This is a genomic window from Formosa sp. F44 (assembly GCF_056238645.1).
Genome location: NZ_JBWDLJ010000001.1, coordinates 414849 through 433067 on the forward strand (window position 1 = coordinate 414849; position 18219 = coordinate 433067).

Here is an 18219-nt window from a genome sequence, read left to right on the forward strand (position 1 = left end):
ATATATTTATGAATAAAGTATTAAAAATAGCCTTCTGTTTTTTTGCATTAATGACACTATTTAATTGTTTAAATAAACCTAAAGAAGAAAAAACAATGACAGCAGCAGCTATTTTAGGGAATCCAAAATACCTGGCTATTTCTTATGGCGGTTATCGTGAAAACACGCGAGATATTCAACCTACTATGGCAGAATTGAAAGACGATTTGAAGATTCTTTCAGCCATGGGCATAAAAGTTTTACGGACCTATAATGTGCATTTAGATCAGGCGGCTAATCTGTTAAAAGCGATAAGTGAACTAAAAGCAACGGATCCAAGTTTTGAAATGTATGTGATGCTTGGCGCGTGGATAGATTGTAAAAATGCATTCAATTCCGCTAACGGCGAGCCAGACCATAGTCTAGAAAGTGAACGAAATGCTGTTGAGATAGAAACGGCTGTTCAGTTAACAAAAGCATATCCAGACATCGTTAAAATTATTGCAGTGGGTAATGAAGCCATGGTAAAATGGGCGACGAGTTATTACGTACAGCCGGGCGTGATTTTAAAATGGGTACATCATTTACAAGACTTAAAACAATCAGGAGAATTACCAACTGATTTATGGATTACAAGCTCAGACAATTTTGCGTCTTGGGGTGGAGGCGATGCCGAATACCATACAGAAGATTTAAATCAACTAATTAAAACTGTCGATTATATCTCTATGCATACCTACCCAATGCACGATACCCATTATCATCCTGTATTTTGGGGTGTTGAAGACAGTGAAGCAGATTTATCAGACGAAGAAAAGATTGAAGTTGCTATGGCACGCGCTAAAGCCTATGCCGTATCGCAATACGATAGTGTTTACAATTACATGACGAGTTTAGGTGTAAATAAACCAATTCATATTGGAGAAACAGGTTGGGCGAGCGTGTCTAACGCATTGTATGGAGAAATGGGTTCCAAGGCTACAGATGAATATAAAGAAGCCTTGTATTACAAATCTATGCGAGACTGGACAAACGAAAATGGAATGTCTTGCTTTTATTTTGAAGCTTTCGACGAGCAGTGGAAAGATGCCAATAATCCCTTAGGTTCCGAAAATCATTTTGGCCTTATCAATTTAAATGGAGAAGCCAAATATGCTTTATGGGATTTAGTCGATCAAGGCGTTTTTGAAGGATTGACCAGAAATGGAAAGCCGATTACAAAAACTTTTGGAGGTAATAAAGTGGCTTTAATGGAAACCGTTGCAGTGCCACCAATTAAAAATTAACATTATGAAACACGCACTTATAATAATACTTCTTGCTGTTAGCTGTTACGGCTGTAAGCAAGAGTCGGTTGCTTCGCAGGTTACAACCTCTGGTCGACATTTACAGGTAAATGATGAAGCGTATACCATTAAAGGCATTTGTTATCATCCCGTACCACAAGGATCAGAACATAGAGACTTTAAGACTTTAAGTCAGGATTTAGCCTTAATGCAGGAGGCCGGGATAAACACCATTAGGACGTATGCACCTATAGATGATGAAGCTGTGTTAGATGAAATTGCCGAGGCAGGTATTAAAGTAATAATAGGTTTTGGCTACGACCAAAAAGGGTTTTTCGATGTGTATTCTGGGAGTTTTATAGATTATGTAAATACCTATAAACATCATCCTGCTATTCTTATGTGGGAATTGGGGAACGAATATAATTATCATCCCGAATGGTTTAATGGCGATGTAAACAATTGGTATAAAGCCATGAATGCTGCTGCAGATTTAATTCATAAAAACGATTCCAATCACCCGGTGGCAACGGCACATGGCGAGTTGCCAGACGATATCGCATTATCACTTTCACCTAACATAGATGTTTGGGGTATGAATGTATACCGTTGGGATAATCCGGAAGAGATTTTTAGACAATGGACAGCAATAAGTGATAAGCCCATGTATATCTCTGAAGCTGGTGGCGATAGTTATATGACTATGGAAAGCGACGGCTTTAAGCAAGGAGAAAATCAGCACGCTCAAGCGCAAGCTAATGCTATGATTTTAGATAAAATCATTGAAAATCTAGATCTATGTGCAGGAGTCACTATGTTTTCATTCACAGATGGCTGGTGGAAAGCGGGGCATCCAGACCAACAAGATATTGGTGGTTGGGCACCAAATAGTAGTGGCGTGCCTTACGATGGATCTCCGAACGAAGAATACTGGGGCATTGTAGATATCAATAGAAACAAAAAAGAAACTTTTACTGTTATAAAAGCAAAATACAATCAGATAAAATAATTGAGATATGAACAAACTAAACCTAGTAACCTTCTGTTTAATGATGATTGCATTACACAGTTGTAAAACCGAACCTAAAGACACAACCGTTAATGCTATGACATTTGAAGTCTATGAAACCTCCGAAAAAGGTAACAGTCTTACAAAACTAGAAACTTTTAAGTCGAACAAAGATACGGTGCACCTAAAACTATCCCCTGAGCAAACATTTCAAACCATTACTGGCTTCGGGGGGGCGTTTACAGAATCTTCGGCATACTTATTAAACAAATTAAGCCAAGCGAATCGCGACACGATTTTACACGCCTATTTTGCTAAAGAAGGCGCGAATTATTCGTTAACCAGAACACATATGAATTCTTGCGATTTTTCTCTTACGAATTACTCATATTCTCCTGTAGCGGGTGATAAAAATTTAGAGCATTTTACGATTGAAGAAGATATGGACGATTTAATTCCGATGATAAAAGACGCTATGGATGTGTCTGAAGACGGATTTAAAATCTTTGCTTCACCATGGACGGCCGCGCCTTGGATGAAAGATAATAGAAAATGGGTTGGGGGAAAATTACTGCCAGAATATTACGATACTTGGGCGTTATTTTTCTCGAAATACTTAGATGCGTACAAAGCTGAAGGTATTGATATTTGGGGATTCACGGTAGAAAACGAACCTCATGGCAATGGTAATAATTGGGAAAGTATGCATTTCTCTCCAAAAGAAATGACCGATTTTGTCGAGTTTCATTTAGGACCAAAACTAGAGAAAGATGGTTACGGCGATAAAATTATTCTAGGATACGATCAAAACAGAGCCGGTTTAAACGAATGGGTAGATGAAATGTACAGAAGTGAATCTTCTTCTAAATATTTTGACGGGACAGCGATTCATTGGTATGAAAGTACTTATGAAGTTTTCCCAGAAGCCCTGCAATATGCACATAACAAAGCACCAAATAAACTCTTAATAGAAACGGAAGGTTGTATAGATTCTCAGGTTCCCGTTTGGAAAGACGATGCTTGGTATTGGAAAAAAGAAGCTACAGATTGGGGATATGATTGGGCTGCACCAGAGGACAAACATTTACACCCAAAATACGCGCCTGTAAATCGGTATGCGAGAGATATTATTGGTTGCCTTAACAATTGGGTAGATGGTTGGGTAGATTGGAACATGGTGTTAGACCGACAAGGTGGACCAAACTGGTTTGAAAATTGGTGTGTAGCGCCGGTTATTGTAGATCCTGATGCAGACGAAGTTTATTTTACGCCACTTTACTACACTATGGCTCATTTTAGTAAATATATGCGTCCAGGAGCTGAGGTTATCGGTGTTGAAAACTCAGATGACTCATTGATGGTATCTTCTGTTAAAAATCCAGATGGTTCTATTGCAGTTGTGATTTTTAATGAAACTAAAACGCCAAAAAATATCAGCTTAACATTAGATGAAAATACAGTAGAGTTTTCAATTGATGCACAAGCCATTCAAACCGTGATGCTAACTGAGTTGTAAAAGTATTCAGCAAGCGTTTAACTAACTAAAATACACTAGAAAGATGTCTCATTTAAATAAAGTTCCGTTCGGTCAAAAAGTTGCTTTCGGAGTTGGTATGCTCGCGAATCAAATGTTTCCAGCTGCAATGGGGATTTTTATGGTTGTGTTAGTACAAGATTTAGGATTTCCAGGGTGGATGTGGGGTGTGATTTTCTTTTTACCTCGTATTTTCGATTCCATTACCGATCCAATTATGGGATTTATCTCAGACAACACAAAATCGAAGTGGGGCCGGCGTAGACAGTATGTCTTTATTGGAGCTATTTTAATGGGAATTTCGTTTTCAGTCTTATGGCAATTGCATAGAGAAGATGGTATCGATTATAACTTTATCTATTTCATGATTTGGTCGTTTATTTTCTATCTCGGTTTAACCATTTTTAGTGTGCCTTATGTGGCTATGGGCTACGAAATGAGTGACGATTTCCATGAACGTACTAATATCATGGCTGTAGCGCAATGGATAGGGCAATGGGCATGGGTTATTGCGCCATGGTTTTGGGTTATTATGTACGATCAAGATTGGTTTGAATCTGCCGATGTGGCCACACGAAGTATTGCCGTTTGGGTGGGAATAATCTGTATGATTTTCGCTATGATTCCAGCGATTTTTATTAAAAGTAGATCTACGATAAACGAAGATTATGCGCCCTTAAATATGAAAAATATTGGGAATAGTTTTAATGGCATAATCGATGGATTTAAAGAAGCTTTTAAAAATAAGCCGTTTAGAAAGTTATGTGTGGCTACGTTTTTAGTCTTTAATGCTTTTAATACAGTAGCTGCGTTTACCTTTTTTATTGTGGTTTACTATTTGTTTAATGGCGATGCTAGTGCCGCAGGAATATGGCCGACATTATTCGGCAGTTTAGGTGCCTTAGCTACCACGTTTATGGTAATTCCTATTGTAGCAAAAATGTCTAAAATAATGGGTAAGAAAAATGCGTTTTTAGCATCTCAAAGTATTTCCATTTTAGGATATATTCTACTTTGGTTTCTGTTTATACCAGGAAAACCCTATATGTTTATTTTTGCTTTACCATTTTTCGCTTTTGGAATAGGAAGCCTATTTACTCTGATGATGTCTATGACTGCCGATGTTATTGATTTAGACGAACTAAATACAGGTTTACGAAGAGAAGGTGTTTTTGGAGCTATTTACTGGTGGATGGTAAAATTTGGATTTGCCATTGCGGGCCTATTAAGCGGACTTATATTATCGATGATTGGATTCGATGCAGATGCGAGTTCTCAGTCTGATAATGCCATATTTGGGTTACGGTTTTTCTTCTCGGGATTACCTATAGTAGGCACCTTAATAGCTATTTTAGTGATGCGTAAATACGATCTTACCGAAGAAAAAACAAATGAAATTAGAGTGGCGTTAGAACAACGTAAAGTCAAGAAAGATAAGTAAATCGCATTATAATATGTCTTATAGAAAAGAGAATATTTTATCGCTTTCTGGTGGTAGTCACGAGGATAAAACACTAAGAGGATTAGAAAATACATGCCGTCGCATTTTAAAAGAAGGTGTACACGGTATTTGTTTTAGTGCATACGAAGAAGGACAGAAAGCAGGAGATAAAATTAGTGAAGCTCAAATAAGAAGACGTTTAAAAATTTTAAAACCTCATACCCGTTGGGTGCGTTCGTTTTCGTGTACAGATGGTAATGAATTAATACCTGAAATTGCTAAAGAACTAGGACTAAAAACACTTGTAGGTGCTTGGTTAGGACAAGATGATGATATCAATGCAAAAGAAATTGCAGGCTTAATTAAATTGGCAAAAAATGGCCATGTCGATATAGCAGCAGTAGGAAATGAAGTCTTATATCGTAAGGATTTATCTGAAGCGGAACTTTTACAATATATGAAGGAGGTTAAAAGCGCCATTCCAGAACTTCCCATAGGCTATGTCGATGCCTACTACGAATTTGTAAACCGCCCAAAAATAACAGAAGCTTGCGATGTAATTTTAGCAAATTGTTATCCGTATTGGGAAGGTTGCGCTCAGGAGTATGCTCTTATTTATATGAAAGATATGTTTAATAGAGCAAAAAAAGCGGCTCAAGGTAAACACGTAATCATTACAGAAACCGGTTGGCCTAGTCAAGGATTAGGGTTGCATGGTGCTAAACCTTCTTACGAAAACGCCATTAAATATTTTATTAATGCACAAGAATGGTCTAAAGAAGATGATATAGATTTGTTTTATTTTTCTTCGTTTGATGAGTCTTGGAAAGTGGGGACAGAAGGCGATGTAGGCGCCTATTGGGGGCTATGGGATAAAAATGAAACCCCTAAATATTATAGTAAAATTCCTTTTATCTATAAAAAATAAAGGTTTAATAACGACGTATATTTCTTATTAATCTACTGATTGTATTCCAATTTTACATGTTCTCTTTTCCACAGCGTTATTTACTTAAGCATAAAATTAAAGTATAGTTATTACCAAAATAGCCACTTTCTTAAATCTGTAAATCTATTACTTTTTTGGATTTTGTATACACGCTTATCTCCTTTCCTTACTACAAAGATCCTTTCTTAAATTCAACCGACTCTAGTGTTTACCAATTTATAAGGTTCATGGACTTGAATTATCTACCAAGCTCAATACATTACTACATGCTTATTTTTTTTATCCACTTTATAGTACCTAATAAATGTTGTAATGCTTTACTAATTCTTGTTAAGATTAAAGTCTACCATGGGGGTTCTGTTTTTGATGGTCACTCTTTTAAATCGATTAGAAAAATAGACCTCAAACCTAATTGTATTGGATTTTGGGGCATTCGAAACTATAGGGTTAGACCTTACTTACACCTGATTAAATCATTTAATATCATAAAATATAATGAATAGCTGTGCTATGAGATGAAATATACAGACAATTATTTGCTTTTATTTCAATGTAAATAGTATTAATTAATAGTTCTAAAGAGGTGGTTAATTCCCTGATAAATGAAGTGTATTACACGATACTATTTAATTACTGCGCCCTAATGCGCTATTAATTTTTACTCTGTGTTTAAAACAATCATTTTAAAATTTGTTAATTCCAGAACAAGATAAATTACCACCACAACATCACCCATACAACACTCTAAATAAGCTAAGTACTGCGCAAAATGGCTTAATATGCGAATGCCTTGTAAAGCTATGTAAACACGGATAAAATCATGAATATGTCAAAAAAAACGCATATTTATTGCATTGTATGTTTTTTGTAGTGTTTAATTATGTGAATTTACAAATGATGTCGGGCTAAATTGTAATACATAAAATTCGTTTTTTAAACGATTAACTAAAACCATTTATTATGAAAAAAATTACATTATTATTAGCTATGCTAGTTATGTCTTTAGGGTATTCCCAGTCTCCCACAGAAGCTGCGCCAACACCGCCAGTTAGAAATGCTGTTGATGTTATTTCAGTTTTTAGTGATGCTTATACACCTGTTGGTGGTGTTAATATTAATCCAGGTTGGGGCCAGGCAACAACTGCAACAGAGGTTTCTATAGCAGGAAACAATACACTAAGTTATGCTAACTTTAATTACCAAGGAACAGATTTTGAAACACAAAATATATCGGAGATGGAATTTTTACATATAGATGTATGGACAAATAATCAATCTCCTAACGTTTTTGTAATTAGTTCTGGCGATGAAATTCCTCATGCAATATCTGAAAGTGCTGGAGCATGGAAATCCTTAGATATTCCTGTGGCTAATATCACAGGTGATTTAAATGTTGCACGTCAATTTAAATTTGATAATGGTAACGGAGGTACTATTTATTTGGACAACTTGTATTTTTGGAAAACAGCAGCAGATCCATTAAAAGATGCATCTTTAATTGATTTAAAAGTAGAAGGTATGACGATTAATGGATTTTCATCGGCAAAAACTAATTACCTCTATGAGATTCAACTAGGAACAACTGTTGTTCCACAAATTACCGAGGCAATAGCAAGTAATGTAGATGCAAATCTTGTTATCACACAATCTTCGACTGTTCCTGGTGACGCTACCGTTACGGTTACATCGGCTGATGGTACTACGGTTAAAAATTATGTTATTTCTTTTGCTGCAACGTTACCAAATAGTGCACCAATTCCAGTAACATTGGATAGCACAGTATTAAGTGTTTACGGAGATACTGGTGGTTTTACAAATATTTGGACACCAGATTATGCATTTGGTAGTTATGTGGATGTGCCTGATTTAGAACCTGGAACAGAAGTAAATCAAGCTATTAAAATGGATTTCTCTATTGAAGGATATGGTGAAGGTACCAATGTTGCTACGGATGTTACAGAATACAACTGGGTTCATTTTGATTATTTTGCTCAACCTGGAGAAGCAGGAGTTAGTGGTCACCACGTTAGATTTATTCTTATTGGTGGTGGGGAATTTAATTACGAAATGACACCAACAGGAAATGATGGCACACTTATTTTTGGATCTTGGCAAAGTGTTGATATTCCTTTGTCATTCTTTGAAGGAAAAGGATTTAATAAAACTAACTATTTACAGTTTAAGTTAGGAACAGAATCAGATTTGAATACTAAAGTTGTTTATTTCGATAATATTTATTTTTCGGTAAATAAAGGCACTGTTTTAGGCACTCAAGATTTTGAACACTTAAGTTTTAGTACTTATCCAAATCCGACAAGTGATTATTGGATTGTTAAAACCCAAACCACTAAAATAGAAATTATAAATGTTGTTGATATTTCAGGCAAAACTGTATTAAGGTTGTCTCCCAATGCAAATGAAGCACAGATTAATGGAACACATTTACAGTCGGGAATATATTTTGCTCAAATAAAAACTTTAAGTGGGGTTCACACTTTGAAATTATTAAAAAAATAAGATAATATAAAAATCAGCATTGTTTAGAATGAGGCTGTCCAAAGAAGATTACAAATGTTATTCTGTAGTTTTTTGGATGGTCTCTTTTTTATAGTTGTTTTTTAAGAGTTATGGGCTCTATCTCGTATTTGGGACCCAAAACAGCATTGTTTTAAACGTGATTTACATCCTAAAAAATATATTTTTACACTACAAAACAACGAAAATGAATGGTGTAATTAATGAGCTGGTTGATTTTACTGTGTAAATTAATGTTATTGTCTATTTTCTGTGCTTTGAATTTCTAGTAACTCGCTCTGTATATGGTAGATTTCTATATGGTATCGGCAAATAGAATTTACTTTGCTTACGTTTACCTTGGTAGCTTTTACTTGACTTTTTGTGGTTGTTAGAGTTTTAATTATCCATCCAGGTTTTTGATGTAAGTCGAACTTAAATAAGTTTAAGTTATTGAGAAATGATTATCAAATAGAATTTAAGTTTCCGACCTAAAGTTTTGAACGTTCAGGAAATTGCGGTTTGGTTACCGTATTAATAAAGAATTAAAAGGATAATAATCAATCCAAAATTCAAAACCTAAACTGGACACTGTAACAGTTTATTTAGCCATTAAATTTAATTATGTTTGTAAGGTTTGCATATTCTTTTCTGCTTAACCTCAATACATATGATTCTAAAATTTAAAAAACAGCTATGAGTTTAAAATGGTATACGCTTATCGTTTTATTTCTGTTTTCTGTTTCGTTATCGGCTCAATATAACACTCTGAAATTTGAAAATATTAACGCTGTCGACGGCTTGTCTAGTGGTACCTGTTTAGATATTTTTCAAGATAAAGATGGGTATTTGTGGTTTGGAACTATTGATGGTTTAAATAAGTTTAATGGTTACGATATTGAAGTGTTTCGACCAGATGAAACAGATTCGGCCACAATTAGTAACATTAGAATTAATGCCATTACTGGAGATAAAGCCGGGAATTTATGGATTGGGACCAATAATGGATTAAATGTACTGAATAAAAAAACGAATCGGTTTTCTCGTATTCAAATTTTTAAAAACATTGATTTTAGCGCTGAAAACGGTACCGTTGTTAATACATTGTTTTACGATAAATTACACCATACTGTTTGGGTAGGAACCAATTCTGGTGCTGTGAAAATTGAATTAGATCCAGATAAAGAGGCATCGTCTCCGTTTAACATATCGCATTATAAACATTCGAGTGGTAACGAGTACTCGCTAGATAATAATATTGTAAATGTTATCGTTCAGGATGAGCAAGATACCATATGGATTGGTACTAATGGGCCACACCTAAATAAGTACAATGCACAAGAAAATAATTTCGAACGGATTTTAATAGAGCATAAAACGTCTTACGAATTAAACCATATTTCTAAAAGTATATATATTGATGCGCTAGGGGATTTTTGGATAGGAAATGACTTGGCTAATTTGGTGCATTGGGAACGAAAAACCAATCAGTTTAATCAGGTAGCTTTAGTCGATAAACATATTCCGATAAACGACATTTATAAAGATCGCACAGGCCTCATTTGGGTATCTACCGATGGTCACGGACTGTATCTGTTCGATGCGAATTTTAAATCCATTAAGCAACATATTGTAAATAATCCATCCGATTTATTTTCATTGCCAAACAATCAGCCTACCAAAATCTTTCAAGATAATACGGGTATATTTTGGATTGGAAGCTATAATAAAGGCGTAAGTAAACTTCAACTTTCAAAAAATGCATTCGGTCACTATTATTATCAACCTAATAATCCTAAGGGATTAAACGGCGAAATTGTACAGTCTGTATTACAGGATTCTAAACAACGTATTTGGCTAGGCGTGTATAATCAGGGACTCAACTTGTTTCATGAAAAAGCGCAGACGTTTACACATTTTACTCATAATCCTAACGACTCTAATACACTTAGCTCCAATAAAATTCTATATACTTTTGAAGGTGCCGATGGATATATTTGGATTTGCACATTCGACGGCGGATTAAATCGGTTTGATCCAGATACAGGACAAGTTAAACAGTTTATGCATCATGAATTGGATACAACTACGCTAGCGCAGAATTCGGTTTGGACTGGGGTAGAAGATGCCGAACATAGAATTTGGTTGGGTTTAAAATCGGAAGGATTAAATCTGTATAATCCAGAAACAGAGCGTTTCCATCAGTTTAAAAATCAGTTTAATGTTGATACAGGTTTAGCCAGTAATTTTATAGTGTCTTTGTTTGTCGATTCGAAAAACCGATTAATTATAGGGACCACGCAAGGTTTAAACAGTTTAAATTTAAATACGCTAGAAGCTTTTATCCCTGAAAATATTCAGGTGCAAGCGGTGAACCATCAGAACATAAAAGGGGTACGTATAAACGATATTATTGAAGATGCTTCTGGTACTATTTGGTTGGCGTCCGATAACGGATTACATAAATTCGATTCGGAATTTCAACACTTACAATCATATACCACCAAAGATGGGTTACCGAATAATTTAATTGTAGGCCTAACAATAGACCATGCAAAACAGGTTTGGTTAATTACTAAAAGTGGTATGTCCGTTTTTAACCCAGAGACACATCATTTTAAAAATTTCAATATTACAGATGGTTTACAAGGTATAGAATACCAGAGTAAATCCATAGAAAAAACAACAGATGGTCGCATTTTAGCAGGAGGTTTAAACGGATTTAATGTGTTTGATCCACAGTCCATTCTCTCAGATTCCATAACGACACTTTCGCCAGTAATTTCTAATCTTCACCTGAATAATAGACCTGTTCACGTTGGCGATACTATAAATGGGCACGTGTTATTAAAGCAGACTATTTCTGAAACAAACCAGATTCACTTAAACCATAACGAAAACAACATTTCATTCGATTTTGAAGCTTTGTTTTTAAACAACCCAGATCAAGTTAAATATAGATATCAGCTTGAAGGTGTAGACGACGATTTTGTTAAAGCCGGACATAATAGACAAGTTAATTACTCGAATTTACAAGCAGGCGATTACGTCTTTAAAGTAAAAGCATCTTTAGACGATTCCTGGGACGTGCAACAAGCACGTACACTACAAGTAACAGTGTCCCCGCCGTTTTGGAAAACCTGGTGGGCGTATGTGGCCTATTTTGCTATAGCTTCATTATTGATTTGGACATTTTTAAGATTGTATTCTAGAACTATTGAAGATGCACAGAAGCATAAGTTAGATTTAATGAAACTGGAGTTTTTTATTAATGTATCTCATGAATTTAGAACGCCATTAACTTTAATTTTAAATCCGTTAGATAAAATTTTAAATCATATAAAAGAAACCGATGTGGTCGAATCGTCTGCACATACAGCTCAAAGAAGCGCTAGACGTTTGTTGCATTTAATTAATCAGTTGTTAGATTATAGAAAAATGGATGCAGGAATGGCGCCTTTGCAATTAGAGCGTGGAGATATAGTGGCGTTTACCGAAACTATTTTCCACCTATTTAAAGGGCTAGCAGAAACCAAGCAAATTAGCTATACGTTTCAGTCTGATGTGGCGCATTGTTCTGGAATTTACGATTTTGATAAAGTCGAGAAAATCATCACGAATTTAATTTCTAATGCGATAAAATACACCGATTATGGCGGAGACATTGCGGTGACCGTAAAATCGGTTGAATCAGTGGAGAAGCCAAAAGTAAACCCTTTAAAATTTAATTCGAAATCGCTAACAGACTACGTTGAAATTAGTATTAAAGATACGGGGCGTGGTATGAAGAAAAAGCAACTGGACCATGTGTTTTCTAGGTTTTATAATTTAGACGAAACAAAATCAGGAACGGGTATCGGACTTCATTTTACAAAAAGTTTAGTCGATATGCATCAAGGTGAAATTCTAGTACATAGCGCACCTAAAAAAGGAAGTGAATTTATAGTAAGACTACCCATTAAAACTCAAGGCAAACTCGCTAAAGTAGCGCATGAAAAAAACGAGTTTTTAATAAATTCGATGAAATCGGTAGAATATGATGTATTGGTGTCTAATACCGAAATGGATACAGAACAGAAAGCATCCAACACGGAAACGCTAAAAACACATACCGTTTTAATTGTAGAAGATAACAGAGAGTTAAGGGTACATTTAAAAGACGATTTAGAAGATTACTATAATGTAATTACGGCCGAGGATGGAAAAAAAGGATTGAAGAAAGCCTTAAAACGATATCCAGACCTTATTATTAGCGATGTTATGATGCCAAAAATGGATGGTTTTGAAATGTGTAAAGCTTTAAAATCGGACTTAGAGACGAGCCATATCCCAATTATTTTATTAACCGCACGGACAGGAGATCATGATCAAATTTCTGGTTTCGATCATGGTGCAGATGCTTATGTTCCTAAACCTTTTAAAATTGAAGTGTTGCGCGCGCGGATTAAAAATTTATTAGAAGCTAAGGCAAAGTTACGAGAGAAATTCTCTGTGTTATCAGGATTTCTTCCTTCAAGCGAACTCACTACAAATGCCATAGATGAAGCTTTTCTAGAAAAAATAACCAAAATAGTCTTAAACCATATTAGCGATCCTGATTTTAAAATAGATACTATTTTAAATGAAGTGGGTGTGGGGCGCTCTCAATTGTTTAGAAAAATACAATCTATAACGGGGGAAAATCCGAGTACATTTATCCGTACAATCCGATTAAAATATGCATCTGACTTATTGCAGAATAGCGCGCATTCAATTAAAGAAATTACACATATGTCAGGATTTAGTTCTTCTACCTATTTTGGTAAAACATTTAAAGAATTATATAATCTTACACCTACAGAATATATTAACCAAAACAGAAATAAGGAATAAAAAAACATACTTTTCATGCTTTTAAAGCGTAAGAGAGTAAACACATAAATAAAGATTTCAACGTTTATACAAGAGGCCGCCATATTAATTTATAGCGGTCTCTTTATTTTTTAGTTACGTTTCATTTTGCGGTTTAGCAGGGGGATTGGTTTCAATTTAGGGTACAAACTCGTGAGTTAATTCTTTTAGAAATAAAACAAAGGTATTGGGGTAATGTATTTGCCTCTGATTTTTGTAAGCCCTTGTCTTTATTGAGTTTTTTGATGTGTAGAACTATAAAATGGATAATAATTAGGACATATTGAACAATAGTTTAGACCTGTTCTTTAACTGAAAAACTAATTTTAGGGTATCGAAATAATTCCATAGACAAACTCAAAAATTAAATATAAAAGCATGGACATTTTTAGGAACACCATTACCCTGTTAGGTGCAGTATTCATACTCTGTAGTTGTAATCAATCAAAAAAAGAAACGAACACGTTTGAGGTCGACCAGGTTTTAAAAGCGAATACCGAAAAAATTAGTGAAGCTACCCGTACATTAAAAACACGAGACAGTTTCCCTAGAACAATTCTTAAAGAACATACACAGTGGGAATTGGTTGGAGTTCGGGATTGGTGTAGTGGTTTTTGGCCTGGGGTTTTATGGTATGCTTACGAATTTTCTGAAGATGAGAACTTGAAACACGCCGCTCAGGAATTTACCGAACCTATTAAGACTATAGCGTATTCAAAGGCCTTAGATCATGATATCGGATTTCAGGTGTATTGTAGTTTTGGAAATGGGTACCGATTAACCGGAAACGAAGCCTATAAAACGGTTATGCTTGCCGCTGCAGATACGTTAGCATCGCTGTATAATCCTAAAGTAGGAAGTATTCATTCTTGGCCAAGTAAACCACAATACCCACACAATACTATTATTGATAACATGATTAATCTGGAGTTGCTGTTTTGGGCATCAAAAAACGGTGGGTCAAAAAGATTATATGATATCGCAGAAAGTCATGCCGAAGTCACTATGAAAAATTTGGTAAGACCAGATTATTCAACATATCACTTAGGCTCATTTGATGATGAAACAGGCGAATTTATTCGTGGGGTAGCGCACCAAGGGTATGCCGACGATTCTATGTGGGCACGCGGACAAACTTGGGGGATTTATGGTTTTGCTTTTTCGTATAGAGAAACAGGTCGAAAAGAATTTTTAGAAACGTCTATTAAGTTAGCTGATAAATATCTGGAACGCTTACCAGAAGACGGGATACCATTTTGGGATTTTGATGATCCAAAAATTCCTAATGCGCCAAAAGATGCTTCGGCGGCGGCAGTTGCGGCTTGTGGTATGTTAGAATTATCGACTTTAATTGAAGACAAGCAATTACAAGAAAAATATTTTAATGAAGCTAAACGCTTTTTAACAATGCTTTCTTCAGATGCTTACTCAAGCAATGCTACTAATCAGTCACTACTACTACATTCTACGGGGCATCATCCACGTAATTCAGAAATTGATGCGTCAATCATTTATGCAGATTATTATTATATGGAAGCGTTACTCAAGTTGAAAAAATTAGAAGACAAAAAGAAATAAACCGATTCAAGTTGACTTTAAATGAGGATTAAAAACATATTTACATATCGAATTATTTTGCTATTGTTGGCAATTGGAGTAGTGCTATCCTGTAAACCAAAAACAGAGCGTATTGAGGTCGATTCTCTTCAAGAATTCGCTAAATATATATCGCAAGATGATGTAGTCGTTACATTAAAACCTGGGGTTTATGTATTAAATGATACAACTTTAAGTGAGCGTATACTGCTTAAAAAATATAAAGATGGTAAACCAAGTATAGATTACCCTATTAGTAGTTTGCTTCATTTTTCTGGGAATGGTAGTCGATATATTTTAAATGATGTTGTAATTAATATCGATACGCATTTGCATCAAGCTTTTGGTCAGGATCATATTTTTGAAATTTTCGTTAGCGGAAATCACAATGTTATCGAAGGTTTAGAAGTTCGAGATTTAGGTGAAGAGATACCGCTTCGTGGTGCTATTATGATGCATGTTATGGGCGACGGAAATACCATTAGCAATGTTCAATTACATATTAAAGGTTCGTATCCGTATGGATATGGCCATTTGTTGGGGAAAGGGGCTAATCCGATAGTAAAACCACAAAAACATTCCTCGTTACTCGTGTCTGGGAAAGATACCAAATTGTTGGGGTGTAAGGTGATTACTAGAGGTTTTGGTCATGGTATCGTGATGCAAGGCGCATACAATACGTATATCAAAGACTGTTATGTTGAAGGCGAGATGCGTACAACAAACACCATGCTTTCAGAAACATCTGGTCCTGCTTTCGACTCGGAGTTTAAAAGTGATTATCCGCCAGGAAAAATAATGCCTAACGAAATTAAATCGCTGTCTGAAGACGGTGTAAGATCGTATCCGTATGGGTATTTGGTAGGACGGAAAACAGAGCATATTACAGTGATAAATACCACAGTTAAAAACATGCGCTCCGGATTTGATTTGAGTGCACATATAGGTGAAACGTTTATTGAAGGTTGTACCGCTATCGGTAATCAGGAAAAAGGCTATTCTGTGTCTAAAAATGCTGTGATTCAAGATTCTAAAGGCGATGCGATGTATGGTCCGCTTCTAAGCTTTCATGGCAATACTACCGAAAATTGCGAAGTAGAATTGCAATTAATGCACCCCGTAGGAGAATATCCTGTTCAGCGTTTGGCAGAACTGAATGGAACAGGACATAAAATCACGTTGTCAAATTTTGAAGACAAATCAAGAGCGACTCTAACCCCTATCGTTTTTGGCGAGTCGTTTTGGTCTGTTGTGCATCGTTACAGATATCCAGATAAAGATGCTAAAGCCTTTTCAGGGGCATTTAATATCACATTAATCAACAAAACAGGAATGCCAATTGTTTTTGAAAAACTAACGCAACATAATGCAGTGATTTCTAACGGCGAAATGCTTAAAGATTTAGGAGTCGATAATACGTTTAAACACAGTGTAAACCATGAGTAAAATTATAAAATATAGCATATATACTTTGGTAAGTTTGGGGTCATTGTTTATGTATTCCCAAAATGAAGCTGATATTGCTTCGAGTCATTTTTCAACCACCAATTGGATTGTACTCATAGTGTTTTTATTGGGGACAACCCTTGTTGGGGAATTGGTTAAAAATAAAGACAAAGGTTTAGATGCCTTTTTTAAAGGTGGAAATAATTTACCATGGTGGGCAGTTTCATTATCGTTAATTGCTACAAAAACCAGTGTAGCTACCTTTATTGCCGTTCCCGCATTTGTGTTTTCCATGAATGGAAACTTAACATATTTACAAATGACGATTGGTTTCGCTCTAGGTAACATTTTGTTTGTATACGTGTTATTAAAAGAATATTACGAAGAAGGCATTTTTAGTCCGTATGACTTTATTCAAAACCGCTTGGGTGTAAAAGTGAGTCAGTTATCGCGAACGTTTTTTATGGTTGGTGCGACTATGAGTCAAGGTGTACGCTTATTGGGTACAGCTTTAGTATTAAGTGTTATTACGGCGCAAAGTACTGTAGTTTGTATTGGAATAATTGCCTTGTTTGCCGTGATCTGGTCTTATATTGGAGGGATTACTACAGTAGTTTGGACAGACGCTATTCAGTTTGTCATTTTTATTTTTGGTGCCTGTTTTGCATTGTTTTATGCCATTGGAGATATGCCTGGAGGTTTTGGAGAAATGATGGCTATAGCCGATGAAAAAGCCAAATTGGTAATTTTAGATTTATCTCTAGATCCGCATAAAACCTACACGTTATGGGTTGGAATTTTAGGATGTACGTTTTTCGAATTTGGGTCTAATGCGGTCGATCAGGTGGTGACTCAAAGAGCTTTGTGTTGTAAAGATTTGAAAGAAGCGAGAAAAGCGGTTGCTTTTTCTGTGATTGGAGTAGCAACCACTTGGATTATGGCTTTTGTAGGTATTGCTTTGGTTGCGTATTACAACATCAATCCGTTGTCCGACATTGTTCAGGCTTCAATCAGTTCAGAACCCGATAGAATTTTTCCTTATTATGTGGTAAACGAATTGCCCAATGGGATTTCTGGTTTAATTATAGCCGCCATGTTTGCTGCAGGTATTTCTACCTTGGATTCTGCTTTAACCGCACTGTCGCAAACTAGTGTTATGGGGGTAGGCTCTTTAATATTTCCTAAGTTAAAAACCATGGACGAGACTAAAGTGGTCAAAATATCTAAGATAGCAATAATCGTTTGGGGCGTGATTTTAGCATGTTTAGCGTATGCTTTTAGCTTCTTTCAAGATGGGGGCTTATTGGCTTTAGGATTTAAAGTGCCAGGATATGCCTATGGGAGTTTAATCGGAATTGCTTTTTTAGCGTTAATGCGGAAAGGAAATTTTACAGGAATTATGGCAGGATCTATGCTCGCTATTGTGGCTATAGCAGTTATGCATTACGATGGTATTAGTTTTTTCTGGTGGTTCCCCGTTGGGTCTATAATCGTGATTATAGTCGCGTTAATACAATCAAAATTTAGTTCAAATACAATATAAATCTGCCTTTTAGAGTAGATTTTAAAAATAAT

General features: G+C 35.6%; 10 protein-coding genes. All 10 read left to right on the plus strand.

The window, feature by feature from the left end; genetic code table 11:
• Positions 1-8 precede the first annotated feature (8 nt).
• The 10 genes from AC0UBM_RS01600 to AC0UBM_RS01645 all read left to right on the plus strand — a co-directional run bounded on the left by AC0UBM_RS01600 (position 9) and on the right by AC0UBM_RS01645 (position 18187).
• Positions 9-1265 (plus strand): glycosyl hydrolase family 17 protein, encoded by a 1257-nt coding sequence (locus tag AC0UBM_RS01600; protein ID WP_475687377.1) that lies wholly within the window; start codon positions 9-11, stop codon positions 1263-1265.
• A 4-nt stretch (positions 1266-1269) separates the two neighbouring features.
• Positions 1270-2274 (plus strand): glycoside hydrolase family 2 TIM barrel-domain containing protein, encoded by a 1005-nt coding sequence (locus AC0UBM_RS01605; protein WP_475687378.1) that lies wholly within the window; start codon positions 1270-1272, stop codon positions 2272-2274.
• A 97-nt stretch (positions 2275-2371) separates the two neighbouring features.
• The gene (locus AC0UBM_RS01610) at positions 2372-3790 is read left to right on the plus strand and encodes a glycoside hydrolase family 30 protein (protein WP_475687894.1); all 1419 of its coding nucleotides are present in this window, start codon (positions 2372-2374) and stop codon (positions 3788-3790) included.
• A 43-nt stretch (positions 3791-3833) separates the two neighbouring features.
• Positions 3834-5249, plus strand: coding sequence for an MFS transporter (locus AC0UBM_RS01615; RefSeq protein WP_475687379.1), 1416 nt, complete (start codon positions 3834-3836; stop codon positions 5247-5249).
• Between the two features lie 13 nt (positions 5250-5262).
• Positions 5263-6177 (plus strand): glycoside hydrolase family 17 protein, encoded by a 915-nt coding sequence (locus tag AC0UBM_RS01620; RefSeq protein ID WP_475687380.1) that lies wholly within the window; start codon positions 5263-5265, stop codon positions 6175-6177.
• 981 nt (positions 6178-7158) lie between these two features.
• Entirely contained in the window at positions 7159-8715 is a 1557-nt protein-coding gene (locus AC0UBM_RS01625; RefSeq protein WP_475687381.1) for a T9SS type A sorting domain-containing protein, read from the plus strand.
• A 693-nt stretch (positions 8716-9408) separates the two neighbouring features.
• Positions 9409-13584, plus strand: a complete 4176-nt coding sequence (locus AC0UBM_RS01630) for a hybrid sensor histidine kinase/response regulator (RefSeq protein WP_475687382.1) — start codon at positions 9409-9411, stop codon at positions 13582-13584.
• Positions 13585-13980: 396 nt separating this feature from the next.
• On the plus strand, positions 13981-15180 hold the full coding sequence (locus AC0UBM_RS01635) for a glycoside hydrolase family 88 protein (RefSeq protein ID WP_475687383.1): 1200 nt from the start codon (positions 13981-13983) through the stop codon (positions 15178-15180).
• 21 nt (positions 15181-15201) lie between these two features.
• Positions 15202-16644: a hypothetical protein gene (locus AC0UBM_RS01640; protein WP_475687384.1), complete on the plus strand. Its 1443-nt coding sequence runs from the start codon at positions 15202-15204 to the stop codon at positions 16642-16644.
• Positions 16637-18187, plus strand: a complete 1551-nt coding sequence (locus AC0UBM_RS01645) for a sodium:solute symporter family transporter (protein WP_475687385.1) — start codon at positions 16637-16639, stop codon at positions 18185-18187. Before AC0UBM_RS01640 ends, AC0UBM_RS01645 begins: the two co-directional genes overlap by 8 nt.
• The last annotated feature ends 32 nt before the right edge of the window (positions 18188-18219 follow it).